This window comes from Amniculibacterium aquaticum, assembly GCF_003852705.1.
GTDB classification, from domain to species: Bacteria; Bacteroidota; Bacteroidia; order Flavobacteriales; family Weeksellaceae; genus Amniculibacterium; species Amniculibacterium aquaticum.
This window is the reverse complement of the sequence record NZ_REFA01000003.1, coordinates 56777-81116: the sequence shown is the minus strand read 5'-3', so window position 1 is coordinate 81116 and position 24340 is coordinate 56777. Positions and strand designations below refer to the sequence as shown.

Below are 24340 nucleotides of genomic sequence, written 5' to 3'. Positions count from 1 at the left end.
AAAGTAATTTTAAATATTGATAAAAAAAACAATTACAACATAGACACAATATACTGAAAATTAATAGTATGGAAATAAACGCACAAGTTAAAAGTATATCAAAATTAAAGGATTATTTCTTTGTAGTACCAGATTATCAAAGAGAGTATGTTTGGAAACCAGAAGATCAGGTAGAACAGTTTCTAATAGACATAGATAATGAATACGATGAAGACGTAACAAAACAAAAAGGTTACTTCATTGGGTCAATAATTATTGTAGCCAATAAAGAAAAGTTTGATGTTATCGATGGGCAACAGAGACTTACTACAATAATTCTCACTTTATGTGCCTTTCGTGATTTATTACAAGAAGTTGATTTAGACAGAAAGCAAGAGCAATATCTTAAAAATATTGAAGAACTTCTATCTGATTTTGATATGGATAGTGATGAAACTCAAATGCGATTAGAATTGCAGTATGAAGAAAGTAAAGGTTATTTGGAATCATTAATTTCTAAAACAGATTTTAATGATTTGAAGTCTCCTTCGATTATTAAGATGGAGCAAGCCTATTACAAAATCAAGAATCATTTAGAAACTTATTTAAATGATAGCGTTGAGGCAATAACCAACTATGCAAAATATTTTCTTACCAAAATAGAATTAGTTGTAATCGAGTCAGAAAACCTAAGTAGTGCATTAAAGATTTTCGAAACAATTAATCAAAGGGGAGCTGGGCTCAATGCAATGGATTTGGTGAAAAATCTTTTGTTTAGTAAAGCTAAACCTGCGGATTTTAATCACATAAAAGATATATGGAAAGATATAGTCCATAATCTTCAAAAATGTAAAGAAGACAATACGCCTTTACGATTTCTTAGATATTTTTTAATGTCCAGATACTATGATGGAATTCTAAGAGAAGATGATATTTACAAATGGTTTTTATCTGAAAGGGGTAAAAATGATACTAAGTATGAAACTCAACCACTTATTTTTGCTAAGGAGTTAAAAAAAATGTCTAAAAGATATTCGGATTTAGTTATTGCAACAGAATTAGTAAAAGACGGAGGAGAATATCCCAATATTACCAACATAGGATTTATTAATAAATATAAATCGAGACAACATTTAATTCTATTGATGGCACTTAATGAAGGTGCAACAACAGATGTTATTGAGTATTTAGGTAAACAAATAGAAAGTTTCTTTTTTTATAGTGTAAGTTTAGGAATTCAAGCAAAAAATAATGAAAATCAATTTACCAGATGGGCAATAAAACTCAGAAATAAAAATACTATTGATGAGGTCGCAGAAGTTATTGAAAAAAATATGGTACCTTATATCAAAGAAAGGTTAGGTGAATTTTTAGTTAAATTCCCAACTTTAACTCACTATCATTATAGTCCACTTTACAGAGAAAGATATGTATTAGGGATGATTGAGAATACAATATTATCGAAATCTAATTTTCCGATAAAAGGAAAAGATTATCTGTATAATTTACAAATTGAACATATATTACCTCAAACTCCAAAGAATGATGTTTTAACTGAGGAATTTGAAAGTAAACACGATTATTCTAATTACGTATATCGTTTAGGAAACGTTACTTTGATTGAGTCAACAATAAATCAAGCAGTCAATAATTTCAATGATTTGAGTAGCGATTGGTTTGAAAAGAAACAAAATGAGTATAAAAATTCTGGAATTATTTCAACTCAACTTCTTGACGATGAATTTCAGATAGGTGCAAACACTGCTCTGAATAGATTTAAAAGTGATTACGATTTTGAATTTAAAAAATGGGATAAAGAATCTATTAATCAAAGACAGGAGAAATTACTAAATTTAGTTTTTGAAACTTGGAAGTTTAATAATAAGCCTATAAATCTTAATGACCAGTAAAACTAACGAACTCGCTCTCGAAACCGCCATAGAAAAAGCTCTCTGTGGTATTTCGACCGAAGATATAAAAAACGGAGTTGTTGCAGAGCCTGCGGCAGCTTATGCAAGTAATGGTTATTGTATTGGTCGGGCATCAGATTACAATGCTAAATATGCACTGGATGAAGCCCGCTTCTGGGATTTTCTGGAAAACAGCCAAAAAGACGAACTTGAAAAACTCAAACGCCAAAGCGACTGGAAAATAAAAGTACTCGACCGCTATGATAAATTAGTAAAGAAATACGGTATCCTTAGATTGTTGCGCAAAGGTTTGGCGGTAGATGATGCGCATTTTACTTTGTTTTATGTGGCGCCATTGCAAAACAGCAGTCAGCAAATCAAAGATAATTTTGAGAAGAACCAGTTCAGTGTGACAAGACAGTTGCGGTATTCAGTTTCTAATCCTTTGGAAGAGATCGATATGGTAATTTTCATCAATGGAATTCCTATTTCCACTATCGAATTGAAGAATCAATGGACAGGTCAGAATGCAAAAGTTCATGGCATAAACCAGTATAAATTTAAACGAGACATTACCCAGTCTTTGTTGAATTTTGGAAGGTGTATTGTCCATTTTGCCATAGATACAGACGAAATTTATATGACCACCAAATTAGATGGTGCAAAGACCTTCTTCTTGCCTTTTAACCTTGGTTTTAATCATGGCAAAGGAAATCCACCCAATCCATTTGGACATAAAACCGCCTATTTCTGGCAGGATATTTTGAAGAAAGAAAGTCTTGCCAATATCATTCAACATTTTGTTCGTTTTGATGGAGGAGAAAATGATGCTTTGAGCAAGAAAACTTTGTTTTTTCCTCGTTATCATCAGTTGGAGGTAGTTCGCAGATTGCTGAAAGACACAGCACAAAACGGAGCAGGAAAAACCTATCTCATTCAGCACAGTGCCGGTTCGGGCAAGTCCAACTCTATCACTTGGTTGGCCTATCAATTGATAGAAGCTTATCCCGAAAATGAATCGGTCGCTGGCAATAAAACGACAAACCAACCCCTGTTTGATTCGGTTATCGTGGTAACGGATAGAAGGTTATTGGACAAACAATTGCGGGACAATATCAAAGAATTTTCAGAAGTAAAAAACATCGTAGCTCCAGCTTATAAATCTTCCGACTTAAAATCTGCTTTAGAAAACGGTAAAAGAATCATTATTACCACCATTCAGAAATTTCCGTTCATCCTTGATGGCATTGCCGATATGAGCAACAAGCAATTTGCAGTGATTATTGACGAAGCGCACAGCTCGCAGTCGGGCAGCTCTGCCGACAAATTGAATGAAGCCCTTGGTAACAAAGGTGACGAGGCAGACAGTGAAGATTATCAGGATATGATGCTCCAAGCGATGCAAGCGAGGAAGATGACCCAAAATGCTTCTTATTTTGCTTTTACGGCTACTCCCAAAAACTCCACTTTAGAGAAATTTGGCGAAAAACAAGAAGATGGTTCTTTCAAGCCATTTCATCTGTATTCGATGAAACAAGCTATTGAGGAAGGTTTTATATTGGATGTATTGGCAAATTATACCACGTATAAAAGTTATTATGAGCTGGAAAAATCAATAGAAGAAAACCCTTTGTTTGATACCTCCAAAGCACAGAAAAAACTGAAAGCTTATGTTGAAAAACATCAGCAAACCATCGGTACCAAAGCCGAAATTATGTTAGACCATTTTACCAGTGCGGTTGTCAATCAGAAAAAACTCAACGGCAAAGCCAAGTCCATGGTGGTAACCCAAAGCATAGAATCTGCCATTCGGTATTATCAAGCTTTGAATCAGTTGTTGCATAAAAGAGGAAATCCGTTTAAAATTGTGATTGCCTTTTCGGGTGAAAAAGAAATGGATGGAATTAAATATACAGAAGCCCAAATGAATGGTTTTTCGGAAACTGAAACCAAAGATAAATTTGACGAAGACGAATACAGAATGTTGGTTGTGGCGAATAAATACTTGACCGGATTTGACCAGCCTAAACTTTCGGCAATGTATGTCGATAAAAAATTGCAAGGTGTACTGGCAGTACAAACTTTGTCTAGACTGAATCGCTCTGCCAACAAACTGAATAAGAAAACAGAAGATTTGTTTGTATTAGACTTCTTTAATTCTGTGGACGATATTCAACAGTCTTTTGATCCATTTTATACCGCCACCAGTCTGAGCGGTGCCACCGATATTAATGTGCTGCATGAACTGAAAGACAGTTTGGACGATTCCGGGATTTATGAACAAGCAGAAGTAGATGATTTTAACGAAAAATATTTTAAAGGAGCAGATGCGCAGCTTTTAAGTCCTATCGTTGATATCGCTGCAAAGCGTTTTGTAGTTGAGTTGGATTTAGATGACAAACAAAAAGCCGATTATAAAATTAAGGCGAAACAATTTGTGAAAATTTATGGGCAAGTAGCCGCAATTTTACCTTATGAAATACTGGCTTGGGAAAAACTATTTTGGTTTTTAAAGTTTCTTATTCCTAAAATGATAGTGAAAGACGCACAATCAGATTTACTTGATAAATTATTAGAATCAGTAGATTTATCAACTTATGGTTTAGAAAGAACGAAATTAAATGTTTCCATCACATTAAGTGAAGAGGAAACAGAATTGAATCCCCAAAACCCAAATGCCAGAGGAGCACATGGAGGAGAAGAAAAAGACGAATTAGAAGCGATTATTAATGGTTTCAATGAGCGATGGTTTCAAGGTTGGGAAGCTACTCCCGAAGACCAAAGGGTTAAGTTTCTCTCTTTAAGTAAATCTGTTCAGGCACATCCCGATTTTAAAACCAAAGTGGCACAAAACACCGATGGACAAACTCAGGAATTAGCATTAAAAAAAATATTAGATGAAGTGATGGCAAATCAGCGAAAACAAGAATTGGAACTCTATAAACTCTATGCTCAAGATTCATCGTTTTATCAGGCGTTTTATAATACGATGAAGAGAATAATCAATCTTTAGTTATAAACTCGAAAATTGATGACTTAATATTTCCCAAACTATAAATTCATGCTTATAGTCAATAAAACTTTCAATACTATATAAGCCTATGTAGCCTTTTCATTTTTTTCACAATGCTGAAACACTAATGATAAATAGTTCGTTATTTCAATCATTTTGTTTACTTTTGTATGAAATAACAATCATATATAGTGAAAAAGCAAATTATTTTGCCCAAATACACCGCTCTTTTAGAGCAATTGGGTGAGAACATAAAATTAGCCCGAAAGCGTAGAAAGCTAACGGCAATACAGGTAGCCGAGCGTGCTGGTATTGCTCGTTCTACATTGTATTTGGTAGAAAAAGGGGATAGTAGCGTGGCAATGGGTGCTTACTTTAATGTATTGCGTGTGTTGGGCTTGCAAAACGATTTTTTGAAATTGGCGGCTGATGATGAATTGGGCAGGAAACTACAAGATTTAGATCTATTATAAAATGGCAGCAAATAAAACAGATATCTTTGTTTATGCACACTGGATTGGATTAGCCGAACCTGTGTTGTTGGGTATTTTGTCTGCACATCAAGCAAAAGGACGAAAGGCTTTTAGTTTTGAATATGACAAAAATTGGTTAAAATCTAATGTTCAAAGATTGATTGATCCGGATATTCAATTTTATTCAGGACAACAATTTCCAAATAATAAAGAGAATTTCGGTATTTTCTTAGACAGTATGCCCGATACCTGGGGACGAACTCTAATGAAAAGACGAGAAATTCAGTTAGCCAAAGAGAAAGGCGAAATTCCTAAAACACTGTATGATATTGACTATTTATTGGGCGTTTTTGACGAAACCAGAATGGGAGCATTTCGGTTTAAATTGAATCCTGATGGAGATTTTTTGGATAATGATTCCGAAAAATCAACTCCGCCTTGGTCAACGGTTCGAGAATTGCAACAAGCGGTTGTTCATTACGAAAATGATACCGATAACGAAGCCATAAATAAATGGTTAAAAGTGCTCATCGCACCGGGTTCTTCTTTAGGTGGGGCAAGACCCAAAGCCAATGTTTTAGATGACAAGAATCAACTTTGGATTGCAAAATTCCCTTCTAAAAACGATACCATTGATAAAGCCGCTTGGGAATATTTAACTTATCAATTAGCGATAAAAGCAGGAATCGAAATGGCAGAATGTAAAATGGAGAAAGTAAGTGGAACTTATCACACCTTTTTTACCAGACGCTTTGATAGAATTGGCAAAGAAAGAATTCATTTTTCATCGGCAATGACAATGACTGGAAATAATGAAGACACGATTAAAAATCAGCCCGCAAGTTATTTGGATATAGTAGAATTTGTTCAAAATTATGGTTGTAAGGTCAATGAAAATCTGCACCAGTTGTGGCGAAGAATTGTTTTTAATATTGCTGTTTCCAATACGGACGACCATCTTCGCAACCACGGATTTATTTTAACTGATGAAGGTTGGGTATTATCTCCGGCTTATGATTTAAATCCGTCCATTGATAAAGAGGGTTTGGCTTTAAATATTGATATGGATAACAATGCGTTAGATTTTGAATTAGCGAAAAATGTAGGCGACTTTTTTAGATTAAATCATTCTGAAATGAACAATATATTGGGCGAAGTTTTTACTTCCGTAAAACAATGGAAAGAAATCGCTCATCAAATTGGCATTTCACGAGCGGAACAAGAGTTGATGCAGGCTGCTTTCAGATTTATTTAAGTTAGAAACTCCATATTTCTTTTATTCTCATTGGCAAAAACGATTATTTAAAACATAAAATCTATGATCTGTTTGCCAATAACGGCATTTTATTATCAAGTTATAATCCTATTTTTGTGCCGTATTTGTACCATAAAACCATAACTAACTGATATTCATATATCGTTATTTTTGAAGAAGTGAAATAGAATTTACGACTCATGGTTTCACTTGAACTGAAAACCATGAATGAAATAGAACCGCTGTAAATGTAATGTTCACAGCGGTTTTTTATTTTTTTCTTCCGGAATATATTCTAAGATGTCTCCAGGCTGACAATCCAACGCCTTGCAGATGGCTTCTAAGGTACTAAAGCGAATGGCTTTGGCTTTGCCGGTTTTCAAAATTGAAAGGTTAGAAAGGGTCAGTTCTACCTTTTCTGAAAGTTCATTCAGAGACATTTTTCTTTTTGCCATCATGACATCTACATTTACAACTATCGGCATAATCTATACGGTTAAATCGTTTTCATTCTGTATTTCCACTCCTTTTTTAAAAATCAAGGCGATGACATAGACTACGGCAGACAAAAGGATGAACGCCTCTGCATCTACCCAAAAAGCTCTCAAATCCTTGAGGTTGTACCCTTGTCGCATTCCACTTTTTAAAATTTGCTGCCCAATAAAACTGATGATCCCAATCGAGAAAATGTAGTAACTAATTGCTGAAATTTGATTGGACACGAAGGTGTTAAATGGTTTTGATAGATCGATTTTGTGCATCAGCCGAACCAAGATGTAAAAGAGATGTACCTTGAGAATGGCAATGCACAGTACAAAGCTGTACATCCCAAAAAACCAGGCTGTATTTTGCTGATACAGAGCGGTCAGATCTAATTTTTCATACAGATTCCCCAACAAATCCGGCCGTATTAGGCTGAAGATAAAATTCACCACCAAACCACCGGCATTGATGCAAAGCCCAACAAAAATGATCCAAACCACGACTAAAAGTCCCGTGTAAATCATGTTATCTTTAGTTTCCATAAATCAAGTGTTTTCAAATATATTAAACAAAATTAATAAATATTTATTGAATAACAATAAATAAACAGCGTTTAACATTTAATCTGTGGTCTAATTATAACATGAAAACTAAAACTTATTTTCATTCGTCTTTTATTCTTATTCATCAAAATATTTCATTAACGATTGAATTTTAGGGTTTTACCTTTTTTAATTCCTTCTATATTTTCTAAATTTATACGAACAAAACTAAAGCACAATAAAACCAAAACTTACGGAAAAAGACTTCAAGAACGCAGCTATTTCGTTAAATTGTGAAGTTGCCGCAATAAAAGCTGTTGCTGAAGTCGAATCGAAATCCGATGGATTTCTTTCTACAGATGAGCCTATTATTTTGTTTGAAAGGCATGTTTTTTCAAGACTCACCCGTCATTTGTACGATAGCACAAATCCCGATGTTTCCAATCGAGACCCTGGAGGATACGGAGCGATCTCTCGGCAGCACAAGCGACTGCAAGCAGCTGTAGCGCTGGATAGAAATGCAGCTCTGATGTCTGCTTCATGGGGAAAATTTCAGATAATGGGATTCAATTTCACATTGGCAGGGTACAACAGTTTACAACAATTCATTACTGCGATGTACACTTCCGAGGCGGCTCATTTGGATGCATTTGTTCACTACATCATCAACACTTTTATCGATGATGAATTGAGAGCGAAAAACTGGAAAGAGTTTGCCAGGAGATACAACGGTCCTGCTTATTCCAAAAACCTTTATGATAGTAAATTGCAAAAAGCGTATACTAAATTTAAAAACTTGGAATAGCTTAGAGACTGTTTAAATTTTATATCTAGATTTTTTTGTATAGATATTTAGATGGGTTTTGGGTTTTAAAATCGAAGTTTTAGCGGGCTGAAACAAAAATTTAAAATGCAAAATACACTAAAGAGAATACAAAAAGGCAGATTAGAAAGATAAAAAAGATAAGAAAGATAAGAAAGATAAGAAAGATTATAAATATCCGAATTTTTATTCAGGTAAAATTTTAAACAAGCACTTAATTTAAGGTTGTGTAAAAATGTGAAATAAGGATGCATTCTCCATCGGAGTTGTGTTTTAAAACAAAAAAAACTTCTCATTTCTGAGAAGTTTTCGTGAGCGCGACAGGATTCGAACCTGTGACCGTCTGCTTAGAAGGCAGATGCTCTATCCAGCTGAGCTACGCACCCGTTTTCGTTTTTTTTAAAAGTACGATAACTTTTTGTCGGGGCGGCAGGATTCGAACCTGCGACCTCCTGGTCCCAAACCAGGCGCGATGACCGGACTACGCTACGCCCCGTATTTTTTTTTGATGCGGAGGGTATGAGATTCGAACTCATGCGACACTTGCGCGTCGACAGTTTAGCAAACTGCTCCGTTAACCACTCCGGCAACCCTCCTTATTGCAATTTTTTAATGATCATCTGTTCCGTAATTGCGAGTGCAAATATAGAACACTTTTCCTTATTCGCCAAATTTATTTCCATATTTTTTTTCGTATTTTTGGTAATTAATAACTGTTAAAAAATTCATAAATGCGTAAGACATTATATTTCATAGGATTAGCAACTGTCGTGTTTTCCTGTACCACACAAAAAATTTATTACACTTATGATGCGAAGTCAAAATTAAAGTCCACGACTCCTCAAAAAACTGAAAATCCAAATCCAAAACCCAGCATTCAACATCAGGGTGATGTAGAGTTTTATAAAGAGAATATTGCCGATGCCAGTAAAAATAACAGTACGACCAGTTACGGATCTTTGGTTTCGGCAAAGCCAAAAGGTTATAAAGTGACCAAAAATTATTTTCCGGCTTTAGGACAAAATTTCAGACAGCGCTATATAATTTTACACTACACGGCTTTGGACGAAGAGAAGTCCGTTCGTGTTCTTTCTCAACAAGCCGTAAGCTCTCATTACTTAGTGAACGATACCAACAATGACGAAATCTATCAATTGGTGGATGAAAATAAAAGAGCATACCATGCCGGGGTGAGTCGTTGGAAAGGAGACTATAACCTGAACGACTCTTCCATTGGGATCGAAATTGTGAATCCTGGTTTTAAAACCGATGCTTCCGGGAAAAAAGTTTTTGTAGGATACAGCGATGCACAAATTAAGAAAGTGGCCACCTTGGTTAAAGATATTGCAGATCGTTACATGATGGCACCAACCAACATCTTGGGACATTCGGATATTGCACCTACCCGAAAGCAAGATCCAGGACCTTTGTTCCCTTGGAAAAAACTTTACGATGACTATCAAGTAGGAATGTGGTACGACGATGCGACCATGAAAAGCATTTTGAGCCAGATCAACCCAGAAGAATTTGTAACGCAGTCAGGACAAAGTCCTTTTATTTTCAAAGTGCAAACCGCATTGCAGCAATTCGGTTACGATATTGTACCAAGCGGATCTTGGGATAAAAACAATGTTAAAGTGGTTGAGGCTTTCCAGTACCATTTCAGACCAGCCAAATACGATGGGGTGGTAGATGCAGAAACTTGGTCCATACTGCAAGCATTAATTCAGAAATATAATACGACAAAATAATCATATTTTAAATATCTTTGTAGGACACATCTCGCAAGGTGTGTCTTTATTTTACTGTTCATCTTTTTATGATGAACGATTTTAAAAAAAATACTATTCTTATGGAAAATTTTAGAAAAGAAAGTGATCTTTTGGGAGAATTGCAAGTTCCTATTAACGCATATTATGGGGTTCAAACCCAAAGAGCCATCAATAATTTCAAAATCTCTGGGCAATTGCTGTCGTCCTACCCCGAGTTTATCAAAGGATTGGCTTTTGTGAAAAAAGCAGCAGCCAAAACCAATTACGAGTTGGGATTGTTGCCTGAAGCTCTTAATGTGAAAATAGCTGAAGCTTGTGATGAATTATTGGAAGGTCAATTTCACGATCAATTCCCAATAGATATGATACAGGGTGGAGCCGGAACTTCGGTGAATATGAATGCCAATGAGGTAATAGCTAACCGTGTTTTGGAAAAATTAGGAAAAGAAAAAGGAGATTATCAATTCTGTTCGCCAAACGATCACATCAACCTGTCACAATCCACCAACGATGCCTATCCAACAGCGATTAAGTTGGCTTTGTTGCAAATGAACGAGAGATTGGTAGAAAAAGTCATCAGTATTGTCGATGCTTTCAGGAAAAAAGGAGTTGAGTTCCAAGAGGTCATTAAAATGGGAAGAACCCAACTTCAAGATGCCGTTCCTATGACTTTGGGACAAGAGTTTGAAGCTTTCGCCGCCAACTTAGAAGAAGATATTGAAAAACTGAACAACAATGCCAAGCTGTTTGTAGAAGTGAATATGGGGGCAACAGCGATTGGTACAGGACTGAACGCACCTTTGGGCTATGCCAAACTTTGTGCAGAAAATCTAGCTCAAATATCGGGTTATCCCATCGTTTCGGCTGCCAATTTGGTTGAAGCCACTCCGGATACCGGTTCGTATGTGATCTATTCATCAGCCATGAAGAGATTGGCGGTGAAATTATCCAAAATCTGCAACGATCTTCGTTTGCTGACTTCCGGACCTAGAGCCGGTTTGGCAGAAATCAACCTGCCACCGATGCAACCTGGAAGCTCCATCATGCCCGGAAAAGTGAATCCCGTAATTCCAGAAGTGGTGAACCAAGTCTGTTTTAAAGTGATTGGCAACGATCTTACGGTAACTTTTGCTGCCGAAGCGGGTCAGTTGCAACTCAATGTGATGGAACCGGTTTTGTGCCACGCCATCATGGAAAATATTCACTTCTTGTGCAATGCCATCGACACCCTTAGAGACAAATGTGTGGTGGGAATTACAGCCAACAAAGAGGCTTGCCTGAATATGGTGAAACACAGCATCGGGATTGTAACAGCCCTGAATCCGTACATCGGGTACAAAAACTCAACAAAAATTGCAAAAGAAGCATTGGAAACCGGGAAAAGCGTTTACGATTTGGTCTTGGAGCACGAGTTGCTTACTCAACAAAAATTAGACGAAATCTTGGATCCTGCCCATATGCTTACCCCACATAATTTTTAATCGATGAAGAAACTTCAAAAGTTTTTTGAAGCGGTAAAAGCCATTTCATCGAAACCGTATTTACTAAATTTGGTGTTGAATGAACAAGGAGTTCAACAAAATAAATTTAAGGAAGCATATCCGGATATTTTGGCATTGCCACAGATAAAACTTCAGGATTTGGATGATAATTTTGAATCTTCGGTAGAGAGTTTCCTCTTGGATGGAAGCTCTCTACCAACGGATTTGGCTTTGTTGAAAACCTTGGCAAAAGGAAAGAAAAGCTATTTCGAAATTGGTACTTGGCGCGGAGAAAGCATTTGGAATGTTGCTAAAAATATTGAAGATTGCACCACGCTAAACCTTGGAGATGAAGAAATGAAGGCCATGAATCTTCCTGAAAAATACATAGAACTCCACGGTTTTTTATCCAAAAAAAATCCAAAAATTCTTCATTTGAAAGGCAATACTTTAACCTTTGATTTCCAGAAACTTCAAAAAAAATACGATCTTATTTTTATCGATGGCGACCACAGTTATGAGATGGTAAAACACGATACCCAAAAGGTTTTTCAACATTTGATCCATGAAAACTCTGTGGTGGTTTGGCACGATTATGCCTACAATCCGGAAAAAATTAGATACGAAGTTTTCCGTGGGATTATGGATGGGACTCCCAAAGAATTTCATCACAAACTGCATCATGTTGCCAATACGATGTGCGCCGTTATGTTGAACGGAAAACAGCAGTTGACCCAGCAGTTTGAAAGTCCAAAAACGCCTGAGGTTTTGTTTAAAATAGACTTGAAAATCAGTAATTTGTAAGGTTTTAATCCATTGAATTTGTGAAATTTCTCATCATCATACCTGCACATAACGAAGAAGAAAATATTTTTTTCTGTCTGAAATCTTTGGAGCTTCAAGATTTTCAAAATTTTGATTTGGTGGTGGTCAACGATGGATCAACGGACGATACCGAGGCGATCATTCAAAATTTTATTCAGCAATCGCCCATAAAAGCGAGAATTAAAACTCTGAATTTGGCAGCTTCTGAGCATCAACCCGGAGCAAAAGTCGTGAGATCGTTCAATGCAGGACTGGAGTCTGCTGACCTTTCGGTTTACGACATCATCTGTAAGTTCGATGCCGATATAATTTTTCCATCCCAATATTTATCGACCATTCATCGTATGTTTACAGAAAATCCTCGATTGGGAATGGCATCGGGAATTGTGAAAATTCTGAAAGAAAAACAAAATGTTCGTAAAATCAACACTGAAATTTTGAATTTTGAAAGCTCAGACGGTTGGGTGTTTGAAAATCTTTCGTCTCCCGATCATGTTCGTGGTCCAATAAAAGCGTATCGAAAAGAATGTTTGTTGAAAATGAACGGTTTGCGACCGGTTTTGGGTTGGGATAATCTGGATGTTATGTTGGCCGAAATGCAGGGGTTTACTACCCAAACCGATAAAAATATTTGGGTGAAACACCTGAGACCTACCGCCTTCAAATACAAAAATCAAAAGGCTGAAAAATTGGGTGAGTACTTTTATAATTTGGGGTTGAATTTCCCTTTGGCTTTTATTTCTTCGGCAAAATCATCTTGGAAAAACCGTTCTTTTTCGGAGTTGATGATCACCATGAATAGCTTTTTAAAGCAAAAGCACAATCGAGTTTTAAGCTCGGAAGAAATGGACTTTATCCGAAATTTGAGATGGAAAAAAATGTGGAATAAATTTTAAATCAATCAAAATAAATAGTATTTACAATGAAAAAAGCAAAATTAATAGCAGCAGGTTTGGTAATGGGACTGATCGTTTTTAGCTGTAATAAAACCGAAAATCATGCAGGACACGAAACGCACGAAACGCATGACAATCATGCAACCGATGAAAAGGAAGCTGGCATAGAACTGAATAACGGTGAGAAATGGAAGGTGAATGAAGAAATGAAACCTTTTATTTTGGAAAGCGAAACCATTGTAAATGACTTTGTTTCGCAAAATAAAAACGATTACAAGATGTTGGCAAAAGAAATTACCATAAAAAATGATGAGTTGATCAACAGCTGCACCATGGATGGAAAAAGCCACGATGAATTGCATAAATGGCTGGCACCGCATTTGGAATTGGTAGAGAAATTAGGTGCTTCCGATGATGCTGAAGCTAAAGAATTGGTATCAAAACTGGCCGATTCTTATAAAACCTACCACGAGTATTTTCAATAAAATTTTAAGAAAATAATAAATTAAGCTCCACGGAAGTGGAGCTTTTTATAGCTTTGTGAAAATTGTTTTTTTTGAGAAAAATTGCCTACATAGAACTGGATACCCATGCCGAAATTGCCACTAATTTCATGGAATTGGCTCAGGAATTTCACGCCGTGGAGATGGATTTTTATCTTTCGGAAAAGATCGTCCGTTTGTTGCCGGAAAAGTTAAAACACAAGGCAATACTTTGCAATTCCGAAACCATTTTAGGCATGCTCAATCGGAAAAAATACGATGAGGTTATTGTTGGGACGGTTCATCGGTATTTCTCTACTTTCCTTGAGATTACCAAGCTGTTTTCGACTTCTGTTTTGGTTCATAATGCGTGTTTTATTAATCTTTCAAGAGTTCAGCTTTTTATAAATTGTTGGAAAAAAGAACAGGTCTATCGATTGAAATTGCTTTTGAAAGAAGGGCTTTTATCATCAACAAAAATTTATCAAAATGCAAAAAGACTTTTGGTTTTGGACGGTGGTATTGATCTTATTTCAACTGAACTGAATGCAAAAAAAGAAAGCATTTCTCTCTTTTTTAATGAGTTTTTTAAGGAAAAACCTTCGAAGTTGAAAGTGGTTGTTCCGGGGACGGTTTCGCAACAAAGGAGAGATTATCATCGTGTTTTTTCATCGGTTAAAACCTTTAAAACCCCTATGGAAATTGTGTTTCTCGGAAAGGCAATGGACGAAGAATTGAACGCTTTAAAGAAATTAAACCAAGAATTGCCAGAAGAAATTTCTATAAAATTTTTCGAAACCAAAGTGCCCGATGTCGATTTTCGAGAAGAGATGTCCAACGCCTCGGTTTTGTGGTGCCCACTCCAACTCCATGTCGATTTTTTTAGTCAAAAAGAAACCTACGGAAGCAGTAAAATTTCTGGAAATGTGGGCGATGCCATAAAGTTTGGCGTTCCGGCTATTTTTCCGGCTTCGTACAAGAATGCTTATTCTTTTATCTTTACAGAAAGGGAAGATGTTGAGAAGCAAATTATCGATTTGACAAATTTTTCAGAAGATTTTAGCTTAAATTTCAACCGCAGGACCATTGCAGGACAATTGGAAAAAGTTTTGTTGTCGTTGTAATTTCTTTTTTCTTAACTTGTCTTCATAATTTTCATCATGCCTTTCAAAGAAAAAGTCATCTCCATTTTGCCCATCAAATACATTACGATTTCAAAGGATTATCCTTTGGATTATTGTCTGCCGGTGTACCATACGGTTTCGGATAGGGATTTGCCGCATCTGAAGCACATCATTCGTTACAAAAACAAAAAGCAATTTTTAGCAGATTTGGATGTGCTTTCTAAAAATTTCCAGTGGGTGACTTGGGACGAGTTCAAAGATTTTGTTCAGGGAAAATTCAAAGCGAAAAAGAAAGTAGCCCTTTTGACTTTTGACGATGGATTGAGGGATTTCAAAGAGGTTGTCGCCCCCATTTTGTACGAAAAGGGAATTTTTGCCATCAATTACATCAATCCTCAATTTGTTGATAACCACGACTTGTCTTTTCGTTGCAAAGCCTCTTTGCTGGTGGATGTTCTTTTGAAATCCAAAACGATCCACCCAGAAATTTTCAATTTATTGGGCTTTAAACAAGAAAATCCTAAGAAAATAGCAGCCAAAATTTTGTCCATTTCTTACGCTAATCAGTCGGTTTTAGACGGTTTGGCTCCTTTGGTAAATGTTAATTTTTCTGAATTTTTGAAGCAAGAAAAACCGTATTTGTCGTTTGCAGAAATTCAGGATTTGTCCAAGTTGGGTTTTCAATTTGGTGCACACAGTTGGGATCATCCTTTGTATGGCGAACTGAATTTGGAAGAGCAACTTTGGCAAAGTCAAAACTGTTTTGAATACTTGAAAACAGAAGGACTTCACACGGAGTCCTTTGCCTTTCCATTCACCGATTTTGGTGTAGAAAAAGTTTTTTTTGATGCGCTTTTTTCTCGTGAGCCCGATCTGTTTTGTACCTTCGGAGCGGCAGGGATAAAATTGGACAGCATCGAGAGAAATTTTCATCGAATACCGATGGAAAATGGAAAGGGTGCAGAGGAAATTTTAAAAGAAGAAATTGCCTATTTTCGAGTGAAAAAACTTTTTGGGAAAAATACGATATTTAGAAGATGATTCGATTAGAAACTTTTTGTAAATCCGAATTGGTGCATTTGCTGAACTCCGATAGATTCAGACTTTTTCCGTTTTTACCCATCACCGATTTTAGAGCTCAATCTCAATGCCGAAATCCCAAAGCCACGGAGGACGATGTTTTGTTGATTTTGGCTTTTGCCGATCATCAACTTGCAGGATATTTGGGGATTCTACCGGATGAAATTTTTGTTGAAGGCACCCCACAGAAGATGGGCTGGTTCAGTACGATATATGTCAATCCGCAGTTTAGAGGTCAGAAAATTGCACAAAAAATGATGGATCTTGCTTTTAACTTGTACGATGGGAAGGTGGTTTTAACAGAATTTACACCTGAAGCCGAGAGACTTTTTAGCAAAACCAAAGCACTGCAATACGGAAAGTCCAAATTGGGAAAACGGTACTATTTTTCATTCGGTATCGATGAAATTTTACCTCAAAAATTTTCATTTTTTCATAAGATCAAACCGTTTTTAACCCAAGCAAATTCCGTTTTGGATGGGTGTTATGCTCTTCTTAAAAAGAAAGAAAATCCAGGTTTACATCTCATTGAAATGCAAAAAGAAGTGGATGCTGAAAGTGTATTGTTTTTACAAAATTTTCCATCCATAAGAAATGCAGATGATTTGAATTGGATCATGAAAAATCCTTGGGTTGTGGAAGGTAATCAGCCTATAAAGGCTTATAATTTTTCGTCTTTTGCCAAAAGTATGGACTTTTTTTGGGTTAAAATTTTCTCTGCCGATCGTCAATTAAAGGCTTGTGCTATGCTGTCTTTAAGAGATGGACATCTGAAAATACCGTATCTTTTTACGAAGCAAAATTTGAAAGATTTCACACATTTCCTCAACGGTTTTATTCAAGAGCATAAGGTGAAATTTTTGACTTGTTACCATGACGAACTCAACCGTTGTATTTCTGAAAATCGTTTCCCAAAGCTGTTTTCAAAAGATTTTGAAAGGCGATATTTTTTTCATGAAAACTTTGTAAATGCTATTTCTATAAAAGAAAATCTCCATTTCCAAGATGGAGACGGAGATTGGGTTTTTACATAGACTCATCAGCTGTTTTGATTATTTTTGGTTGAGTTGTTTTTTTTTTCTTGTGTTTTATTTTTTTTGCTGTGTATTTTAAATAAAGAATATCGTTTTGGATATGAAATTACTTTTTTTTACCCTTTTTTCTTTTGCTTCGATGGTTTATGCTCAAAAGAGCTTTAAAGTGGTATATGAAGCCGATTATAGACTAGTATATAAAGATTTAAAAAACACTGACTTCCAACAGGAAGAGGCTTTTGCACTTTTAATGAACGAGAGAGAATCCTATTTTAAGAGCATGAATAAATATATTGGTGATTCGTTGAAATTTGAAAAGAAAATCACGGATGTTAGCGATATAAGTTTACACATGAAATACGATACATCATTCCCCGAAAATATTGGGATTACAAGTGGTAAAATTTATGTTACGATTCCAATTTCTGATAAAAATTTTAAATATGAGGAACAGAATGATTTTAATTGGAAACTTCATAATGAGTTCAAAAAGATTGACAAGTACACTTGTCAGAAAGCAACTATAAAAAAATACGGTAGAGTATGGATTGCTTATTTTACAGCTGCAATCCCTTTGCCATTTGGTCCGTATAAATTTAATAAACTTCCTGGGCTTATTTTGGAAGTGTACGATGATAAAGGCGATTATCGATTTGAGATGTACAGTTTTAAAAAGAGAAAGTATTTATGTAAATCTGCCAATATAAATGCGAATGCTAAATTTGTATCCAAATCAAAAATATTTGATTACAAAAGAAATGATATGGCAAATCAAGATAAATACAACGATTATATAGAAGATCCTGAGACTCTAAAATTATTAAAGCAAAAAATCTTGGAAAAATCTAAAAAGTATAATCCTTTAGAACTTGAATTGTAGATTCTATAAATAAGCAGTATTTCTTGATTTAAGAAATACTGCTCGATATTTAATTTGAATTCCTAAGAATAATTCTCAAATTTCGAATTGGTGTAAATGAGCAGTATTTTCCCATAGTTCTTAGTATCCAAAAATCTCCTCCAAACTCAGTTCGGTCAGTTCGCCCAAAGGTTTGATGATATCGGGATCCAGGTTTTCCCTTTTCCCTATAATGGCCGTGTTGTAAGTCAAATGTTGAATTTCGTCTTGGTAAAATGTTGTCAATTGCTCCAAATCCAATTGCTCCACTTCGCGGTACATGTTTTCTCTAAAATCGTGATAAATGCCGAGTTTGTTTAGACTCCTGAAGTTTAGAAACACTTGTGTGCGTACAATTCTGCCGGACTCGATCTGTCTGAGAACTGAGTTTTTGGCATTTTCAAACTGGATTGGGATTTGCGGAAGCTCAGCCATCAATTCGTTCAAAGTTTGTACAGCAATGTGCAATTTGTCGGGTTGCGTTCCGATGTAAGTGCTGATGTAATCGGAGTTTTCTTTTTCCATAGCAGCCATGTAGGATACATAGGTCGAGTAGGCCAAACTCTTACTCTCCCTCATTTCTTGAAAAACAATGGAAGACAGTCCGCGTCCAAAATATTCGTTGTACACATTTATTTTTCCGAAATTTTCAGGATTTACCGTTTTTGCCTTTGCCACCCTGGACATTTCCATTTGCACCATGTCATAATTTACAAAAAATACCTTATCTTCTGTCTTGGGTTCAGGGAATTTTTTAGCCGTTGGAATCCCGAATTTTTCTTTTTTAATGTAGTTGGTAACATGTTTTTTCATGATTTCCGGTTCGGTGCCGTAATAGAAAATTTCGTAGGGATGTTGGAAAATCGTTCTCATTTTTTCGATCAGTTTTTCAACATCAATATTTTGCAAATCTTCATGACTGATGACTTCTCGCAGTCTGGAATTTTTACCGTATTTGGTATAATTGACCAAGGCAGACATGATGCGGGTTTTGTCTTTTTTAGCGTACGCTCTACTTTCAAAAACGGTTTGTACAAAGTCGTTATACACCTCTTGATCGGCAATAGCATTGTCCAACCAATGTTGCAAAAGTTCGGCTCCGGCACAAAGATTTTCTTCCAAACCGGTCAGGATGATGTACAATTGATTGTTGGAAGTTCTAAAATCATTGGTGATCCCCAATTTGTAAAATTCTTGCCTCAAAGCCTCGGGACTGAAGCAATCGGTACCCAGATATTGTAAATATTGAGTGCTGAGCAAAAGCTCTTTATCGTGATCCGTACCGATTGGGAAAATGTAATGCAACTGCGCAATCCTGTTGTATTGGTTTTGTACAAAAGAGAATTTTTTTCCGGCGATTTCTTCTTCTTCAATGGCTTTTTGATAATCGATGTACTCGGGTTTGGCAATTTCAGTTTTGAAGGTTGCTATTTTTTTTGCAAAATCTGATTTGCCTTCCCGGTTGATTTTCACTGGAGTTATTCCTGGATTGTCCACTCGGATCAATTGGTCGTTGGTTGCTTTTTCTTTGTGGACTTCCACAAAATTATTTTTGAAAAAACGATGGGCGAACTCTACAATTTCTTGGTGGCTAATGCTTTCGTACTGTGGTATTTCGTTCAGTTCGTCTTCCCAAGTTCGGCCTTTTATGTAGGTGTCGTAAAGGGTTGTTGCCAATCCGTCTGCGGTTTCCCAAGATTTGATCCTTTGGGTTTTAAAATCGTTGATGATGGCTTGTAGCAAATCTTCAGAAAATTCTCCTTTTTTGATGCGTTCTATTTGGTTTAAAAGCAATTCTTTGCCTTCGTCTAAACTTTGGTTTTCTTTCGGGATGATGACGGCCGAAAAATATCCATATTGTTTGAAACCCACCGAATACGCCTGTGCCCAAAGTGCTTTTTGTGTTTGGTTAATGTTGATGTCCAACAATCCGGCCTCTCCTTTGTTGGTCAGGATGTTTGCTACCACATCGGCAAGCATCGCCTCTCGACTGCCGTAAGAGTCTGTTCTCCAACCCAAGTGCAATCTGGGATTGGTAGGGGTTTTTACGGTTTTTTTGATGATTTCTGTTTGTGGTTTTTCTTCAATCTTAACTTTTTTGGGAAGTTCTTTATATTCAAAACTTCCAAAATAACGATCGACCAAGGCAATGGTTTTTTCAAAATCCAAATCGCCCACCAAGACCATGGCGTAGTTGTTGGGTACATAAAAGTCATCAAAATATTTATGAATCGCTTTCATGGAAGGGTTTTTCAGGTGCTCGGCTTTTCCCAAAGTGGTTTGTTGTCCGTTGGGATGCGTGGGGAACAAGGCTTCCATCAAGGCATAATTGGTCAGTCGGGAGTCGTTGTCTTGCGCGCGGTTAAATTCTTCGTAAACCGCCTCCAATTCGGTATGGAAAAGCCTAAGGGTAATTTCAGAAAATCGTTCTTTTTCGATCATCAACCAGCGCTCCAATTCGTAATTGGGGATGTTGTTTTTGTACACCGTTTCATCCAACCAAGTATGGGCGTTGGTGTTGGTGGCACCAATGGAAGTTATGATTTTGTCGTATTCGTTGGCGATGGCATAGGTGGATGCTTCGTAAGATACGGCATCAATCTCTTTGTAAATTTCCTTTTTCTTTTCCGGATTTTCTTCTTTTTTATGAACTTCAAATAGATCCGAAAGCTGATCGAGCAAAGGTTTTTCTTTTTCCCAATCGGCGGTAGCAATTTTAGAAGTCCCTTTGAACATCATGTGCTCCAGGTAATGGGCAAGTCCGGTATTGTCGGCAGGGTCGTTGTTGCTCCCGGTCTTTACAGGGATGTAGGTCTGGATTTTCGGTGCGTCGAAATTTTGTGCAAGAAACACGGTTAAACCATTTTTTAAAAGGTAGGTTCTCACTCCATTTTCGTCGTTAGAAACTGTGGTGTATGCATATCCGTTGGGGTCGGTATGTTTTTCTATCGTATAATTTTTATTTTCTGACATGTGTTTAAAATTTGAAAAGACTTTTGAAAAATTCTTTGTTTAGGAATTTATCTAACGAATAAATTTTTAAAAAATAGTTGCCAATTCCAATCATCAACACTACACAAAAAGGCTTGTAGATCAAGTTGAAAATCGGATTTTTGAAATCCGGAAGTAAGATGGAAACGGTAATGGCTAAAGTGCAAAGTATGGACACAAAAATCATCTCGATGCTGAGCGGATGTATTTTGAATTTAACAAAATTAAAGATAATTTTTGTTAAATTATAAATTAACAACGATATCGCTGTTGCAAATGCCACACCTACTATTCCCCAACTGGTTTGGAAGATGAAATAGTAATTGAGCGCAATGGTCAATGCAGCTAAAATCAGCATGATGATGATGTTGAATCGGTAATATTTTGATAATGAAATGATATTTCCATTGAAACCCGTAGCCAAATCGACCAAAATGGCTGAACCCAAAATCCACAAAACCGGTTGTGCTTCTCTCAAAAGATTGCCGTTGCCCATAAAATGTGTGAGATAAGGGAAACCCACCAAAATACACGAGAACAATACAGCTCCTAAAAAATATAAGGATAGCGAAGTTTTTTTGTGAAAACGATCCAATTCTTCAAAATTATTTTCGGCGATGCATTTGTTGATGATGGGTGCCGAAATGTTGAAAAGTCCCATTTGAGGAATGGAAATCAGAGAGATCACCGCGAAAAGAGTGGAGTAGATCCCAACGGCTTCCAAGTCAATATTTTCACCAATCATGTAGGTGTCTATCCTTATGGCAATATAATTTCCGATGTTCCCAAGAAAACCATAGAAACTGTAGGACAATATTTCTTTCCACAGATGATCTTTTTTGATGTAATCTTTAGAAAAATCCAGTTTTATAGGTTCTAATTTATTGGCATAAACGGCATATCCAATCATGGACATCACAAACATGGAAAAGAAGAACAACAAAGCTGTATTCTCCAAACCAAGGAAAAAAAACAGGGTGAAAGCACCCAAGTTGGCCACTTTTGGAAAAATATTTTCGAAAATATTGGGGACAACGATCCTCTTGAAATTACTGATGTATTTATTGAAAATTGCAGATAATGACAATACCAATATCAACGGTAAAATAATGGTTTTGTACAACCATATTTTGGAAGTTTTAAACTCGGGAAATAAAAAATTAATCAAGAAAAAACCACCTATAAAAAGTAGGAAATTAATAAAAATGGCAAGTAAAGATAGGGACAATAAATTCTGATGTTTCCCGGATTTTTGAGCTTGTAAAAAGAATTTGACATTGGCAAAGGAAATCCCAAAAACCACAATTGGAACCATGATTTCCGTGGTGGAAAGGATGAATCTTAGTTGGCCATAAAACTTCATGTCATGGGTGAAGATGAACAACGAAGAAACGGTACCCAGTAGGTATCCTAAATATCCTATTATGCTGTATTTGAATCCTTGTCGGGCTACTACACTCATTGATTTTTATTCTGATCGTTTTTCCTGAAAATTAATTTGCGAAGATACGCATTTGTCGAATTTATGTTGTTTTTTGAAAGATTACTTTATTTTTCTTGATGAATTTTTTCAACTTCATCAAACTCTTGTTCGATGATGTCGTTTTTTTGATAAGTAAATTGCGAAACTACCCAATGCGTAAGGAACGATAAGGTAAATCCAGGGATCAGTTCGTACCAATTTTTGAAAGGGTGGTCAAAATATACCCAAGCCAAAACAGTAATTCCACCCACCAACATTCCGGAAAGAGCACCTTGCATGGTGGATTTTTTATACAACAAAGACAATAAAATAAGAGGTCCAAACGCAGCGCCAAATCCCGCCCAAGCGTTTCCTACCAAGTTCAGGATGCTGTCTCTTGGGGTTAATGAAAGTAAAAGTGCAATGGCTGCTACTATCAATACAGACATTCTACTTACCATCAACATTTTTTTGCTGTCGGCTTTTGGGTTGATGAAGGCCTTGTAAATGTCCTCGGTCAATGAGCTGGAGGTAACCAAAAGTTGTGAAGAAATGGTGCTCATCACGGCTGCAAGAATGGCCGAAAGTAAAAAACCACTCACCAAAGGATGGAACAATGTTCTGGAAAAATATATAAAAATCGTTTCGGCTTCTCGATTGTTGCTATCGAACTTCAGCATGGTGGCATGATCGAATTTTAACAAATAAGCAATCCCAATGAGACCAATAACCAAAGCACCCGCAACAGTAAGTATCATCCAGGTAATGCCAATATTTCTTGCTTTCACCAAATCTTTTGGGTTGTCAATCGCCATAAAACGAACCAGAATATGGGGCTGACCAAAATAACCCAATCCCCAAGCTAAAAGTGAAAGAATGCCCACGAAGGTTGTTCCTTTGAAAAGATCCAGATACTGACTGCCTTTGTTTTCGATGATTGAAATGCTCTCGCCAACACCTCCAATTTCAAAAATAGCAACCAATGGAACGATAACCAAAGCCAAAACCATGATGGTGCCTTGTACAAAATCGGTAAGACTTACGGCTAAAAATCCGCCCAGAAAAGTGTAGAGAACCACCACCAATCCCGTGGCAAAAACTCCGGTGAGGTAGTCCAAACCGAAAGCCGATTCAAATAACTTTCCGCCAGAAACCATTCCGGCAGAGGTGTACAAAGTGAAAAATACCAAGATGAAGATGGACGAAGTGAGCTTTAACAGATGTTTTTTGTCTTTGTATCGGTTCTCAAAAAATACAGGAAGCGTGATGGCATTTTGTGCAATTTCCGTATAAATTCTTAGTCGTGGTGCTACCAAAACATAGTTCATAAAAGCACCAACGGTAAGTCCAATCGCGATCCAAGCACTAGAAAGTCCTGTGAAATACATGGCGCCGGGAAGTCCCATCAAGAGCCAGCCACTCATGTCTGCAGCTCCGGCAGAAAGTGCAGTAACGGCAGCACCCAGTTTTCGGCCACCAATGAGAAATTCCTCGGAATTGGCTGTGGATTTTTTATAAGAATAGACCCCAATTCCCAACATCAGGAGCATGTACAATCCTATGGATATGGCTTCGTAAATTTGCATGGTAAATGATTTTAGACTGTAAAACTACAACTTCAAGCAGTATTTTACCTAATTTATTCGGTTTTTATCGTGGTTTTTATGGCTTTTGAAAAATTTTATTTTTATGGTTTTCATAATTTTTAAGGTAACTTTTTGTTGATGTTTTAATGCCATCGAAAAAAGGTCTTTAGTTGTTTTTTTAGAAGATGGAGGTGGGTTTGTGGACATAAATTAATTGGGAATTTTATAAAC

The 24340-nt window shown here is 36.5% G+C and carries 19 protein-coding genes and 3 tRNA genes; 14 read left to right on the top strand and 8 right to left on the bottom strand.

Annotation, left to right across the window (positions count from 1 at the left end):
• Positions 1–68 precede the first annotated feature (68 nt).
• The 4 genes from EIY84_RS02365 to EIY84_RS02350 all read left to right on the top strand — a co-directional run bounded on the left by EIY84_RS02365 (position 69) and on the right by EIY84_RS02350 (position 6630).
• The gene (locus tag EIY84_RS02365) at positions 69–1889 is read left to right on the top strand and encodes a DUF262 domain-containing protein (RefSeq protein WP_124640119.1); all 1821 of its coding nucleotides are present in this window, start codon (positions 69–71) and stop codon (positions 1887–1889) included.
• The gene (locus EIY84_RS02360; protein WP_124640117.1) at positions 1879–4902 is read left to right on the top strand and encodes a type I restriction endonuclease subunit R; all 3024 of its coding nucleotides are present in this window, start codon (positions 1879–1881) and stop codon (positions 4900–4902) included. The genes EIY84_RS02365 and EIY84_RS02360 overlap by 11 nt, the downstream gene beginning before the upstream one ends.
• Before the next feature lie 191 nt (positions 4903–5093).
• A complete protein-coding gene (locus EIY84_RS02355) occupies positions 5094–5375 on the top strand; it encodes a helix-turn-helix domain-containing protein (RefSeq protein ID WP_124640115.1) in 282 nt (93 codons plus the stop codon).
• Position 5376: 1 nt separating this feature from the next.
• The gene (locus tag EIY84_RS02350; RefSeq protein ID WP_124640113.1) at positions 5377–6630 is read left to right on the top strand and encodes a type II toxin-antitoxin system HipA family toxin; all 1254 of its coding nucleotides are present in this window, start codon (positions 5377–5379) and stop codon (positions 6628–6630) included.
• 257 nt (positions 6631–6887) lie between these two features.
• Here the strand turns inward: EIY84_RS02350 and EIY84_RS02345 are convergent, their stop codons facing one another.
• Positions 6888–7115 carry a helix-turn-helix domain-containing protein gene (locus EIY84_RS02345; protein WP_124640112.1) on the bottom strand — a complete coding sequence of 76 codons (228 nt, stop codon included), beginning with the start codon at positions 7113–7115 and terminating at the stop codon, positions 6888–6890.
• A gap of 3 nt (positions 7116–7118) precedes the next feature.
• Positions 7119–7655 (bottom strand): DUF2975 domain-containing protein, encoded by a 537-nt coding sequence (locus EIY84_RS02340; protein ID WP_124640110.1) that lies wholly within the window; start codon positions 7653–7655, stop codon positions 7119–7121.
• A 238-nt stretch (positions 7656–7893) separates the two neighbouring features.
• On the opposite strand from EIY84_RS02340, the gene EIY84_RS02335 reads away from it, so the two are divergent.
• Positions 7894–8460, top strand: a complete 567-nt coding sequence (locus EIY84_RS02335; protein WP_124640108.1) for an N-acetylmuramidase family protein — start codon at positions 7894–7896, stop codon at positions 8458–8460.
• A gap of 330 nt (positions 8461–8790) precedes the next feature.
• Here EIY84_RS02335 and EIY84_RS02330 read toward each other — a convergent pair.
• The 3 genes from EIY84_RS02330 to EIY84_RS02320 all read right to left on the bottom strand — a co-directional run bounded on the left by EIY84_RS02330 (position 8791) and on the right by EIY84_RS02320 (position 9074).
• Positions 8791–8864: transfer RNA gene (locus EIY84_RS02330), tRNA-Arg, on the bottom strand.
• A 35-nt stretch (positions 8865–8899) separates the two neighbouring features.
• Positions 8900–8974: transfer RNA gene (locus EIY84_RS02325), tRNA-Pro, on the bottom strand.
• Between the two features lie 15 nt (positions 8975–8989).
• Positions 8990–9074 (bottom strand) — tRNA-Ser (locus tag EIY84_RS02320).
• A gap of 135 nt (positions 9075–9209) precedes the next feature.
• Here EIY84_RS02320 and EIY84_RS02315 point away from each other — a divergent pair.
• The 9 genes from EIY84_RS02315 (at position 9210) to EIY84_RS02275 (ending at position 18052) form a co-directional block, all read left to right on the top strand.
• Complete coding sequence (locus tag EIY84_RS02315) at positions 9210–10229, top strand: N-acetylmuramoyl-L-alanine amidase (RefSeq protein WP_124640106.1); 1020 nt, start codon at positions 9210–9212, stop codon at positions 10227–10229.
• Positions 10230–10330: 101 nt separating this feature from the next.
• A complete protein-coding gene (gene aspA, locus EIY84_RS02310) occupies positions 10331–11731 on the top strand; it encodes an aspartate ammonia-lyase (protein WP_124640104.1) in 1401 nt (466 codons plus the stop codon).
• A 3-nt stretch (positions 11732–11734) separates the two neighbouring features.
• Positions 11735–12535, top strand: a complete 801-nt coding sequence (locus EIY84_RS02305; RefSeq protein ID WP_124640102.1) for a class I SAM-dependent methyltransferase — start codon at positions 11735–11737, stop codon at positions 12533–12535.
• 20 nt (positions 12536–12555) lie between these two features.
• Positions 12556–13452, top strand: a complete 897-nt coding sequence (locus EIY84_RS02300) for a glycosyltransferase family 2 protein (RefSeq protein WP_124640100.1) — start codon at positions 12556–12558, stop codon at positions 13450–13452.
• 26 nt (positions 13453–13478) lie between these two features.
• Positions 13479–13937, top strand: coding sequence for a hypothetical protein (locus tag EIY84_RS02295; RefSeq protein ID WP_124640098.1), 459 nt, complete (start codon positions 13479–13481; stop codon positions 13935–13937).
• Between the two features lie 71 nt (positions 13938–14008).
• Positions 14009–15058 carry a hypothetical protein gene (locus tag EIY84_RS02290; RefSeq protein ID WP_124640096.1) on the top strand — a complete coding sequence of 350 codons (1050 nt, stop codon included), beginning with the start codon at positions 14009–14011 and terminating at the stop codon, positions 15056–15058.
• A 36-nt stretch (positions 15059–15094) separates the two neighbouring features.
• Positions 15095–16099, top strand: coding sequence for a polysaccharide deacetylase family protein (locus EIY84_RS02285; RefSeq protein ID WP_124640094.1), 1005 nt, complete (start codon positions 15095–15097; stop codon positions 16097–16099).
• On the top strand, positions 16096–17172 hold the full coding sequence (locus tag EIY84_RS02280; RefSeq protein ID WP_124640092.1) for a GNAT family N-acetyltransferase: 1077 nt from the start codon (positions 16096–16098) through the stop codon (positions 17170–17172). Before EIY84_RS02285 ends, EIY84_RS02280 begins: the two co-directional genes overlap by 4 nt.
• A gap of 100 nt (positions 17173–17272) precedes the next feature.
• Positions 17273–18052 (top strand): GLPGLI family protein, encoded by a 780-nt coding sequence (locus EIY84_RS02275; protein WP_124640090.1) that lies wholly within the window; start codon positions 17273–17275, stop codon positions 18050–18052.
• A gap of 120 nt (positions 18053–18172) precedes the next feature.
• On the opposite strand, the gene EIY84_RS02270 is transcribed toward EIY84_RS02275, so the two are convergent.
• The 3 genes from EIY84_RS02270 to putP form a co-directional block, all read right to left on the bottom strand.
• The gene (locus EIY84_RS02270; RefSeq protein ID WP_124640088.1) at positions 18173–21043 is read right to left on the bottom strand and encodes a M16 family metallopeptidase; all 2871 of its coding nucleotides are present in this window, start codon (positions 21041–21043) and stop codon (positions 18173–18175) included.
• Positions 21044–21047: 4 nt separating this feature from the next.
• On the bottom strand, positions 21048–22523 hold the full coding sequence (locus tag EIY84_RS02265; protein ID WP_124640086.1) for a lipopolysaccharide biosynthesis protein: 1476 nt from the start codon (positions 22521–22523) through the stop codon (positions 21048–21050).
• Positions 22524–22609: 86 nt separating this feature from the next.
• Entirely contained in the window at positions 22610–24109 is a 1500-nt protein-coding gene (gene putP / locus EIY84_RS02260; RefSeq protein WP_124640084.1) for a sodium/proline symporter PutP, read from the bottom strand.
• Positions 24110–24340 lie beyond the last annotated feature (231 nt).

Coding starts and splice junctions, on each gene's coding strand:
- EIY84_RS02365 (WP_124640119.1), top strand. CDS start 69: ATGGAAATAAACGCACAAGTTAAAAGTATATCAAAATTAAAGGATTAT.
- EIY84_RS02360 (WP_124640117.1), top strand. CDS start 1,879: ATGACCAGTAAAACTAACGAACTCGCTCTCGAAACCGCCATAGAAAAA.
- EIY84_RS02350 (WP_124640113.1), top strand. CDS start 5,377: ATGGCAGCAAATAAAACAGATATCTTTGTTTATGCACACTGGATTGGA.
- EIY84_RS02345 (WP_124640112.1), bottom strand. CDS start 7,115: ATGCCGATAGTTGTAAATGTAGATGTCATGATGGCAAAAAGAAAAATG.
- EIY84_RS02340 (WP_124640110.1), bottom strand. CDS start 7,655: ATGGAAACTAAAGATAACATGATTTACACGGGACTTTTAGTCGTGGTT.
- EIY84_RS02315 (WP_124640106.1), top strand. CDS start 9,210: ATGCGTAAGACATTATATTTCATAGGATTAGCAACTGTCGTGTTTTCC.
- aspA (WP_124640104.1), top strand. CDS start 10,331: ATGGAAAATTTTAGAAAAGAAAGTGATCTTTTGGGAGAATTGCAAGTT.
- EIY84_RS02305 (WP_124640102.1), top strand. CDS start 11,735: ATGAAGAAACTTCAAAAGTTTTTTGAAGCGGTAAAAGCCATTTCATCG.
- EIY84_RS02295 (WP_124640098.1), top strand. CDS start 13,479: ATGAAAAAAGCAAAATTAATAGCAGCAGGTTTGGTAATGGGACTGATC.
- EIY84_RS02285 (WP_124640094.1), top strand. CDS start 15,095: ATGCCTTTCAAAGAAAAAGTCATCTCCATTTTGCCCATCAAATACATT.
- EIY84_RS02280 (WP_124640092.1), top strand. CDS start 16,096: ATGATTCGATTAGAAACTTTTTGTAAATCCGAATTGGTGCATTTGCTG.
- EIY84_RS02275 (WP_124640090.1), top strand. CDS start 17,273: ATGAAATTACTTTTTTTTACCCTTTTTTCTTTTGCTTCGATGGTTTAT.
- EIY84_RS02270 (WP_124640088.1), bottom strand. CDS start 21,043: ATGTCAGAAAATAAAAATTATACGATAGAAAAACATACCGACCCCAAC.
- EIY84_RS02265 (WP_124640086.1), bottom strand. CDS start 22,523: ATGAGTGTAGTAGCCCGACAAGGATTCAAATACAGCATAATAGGATAT.
- putP (WP_124640084.1), bottom strand. CDS start 24,109: ATGCAAATTTACGAAGCCATATCCATAGGATTGTACATGCTCCTGATG.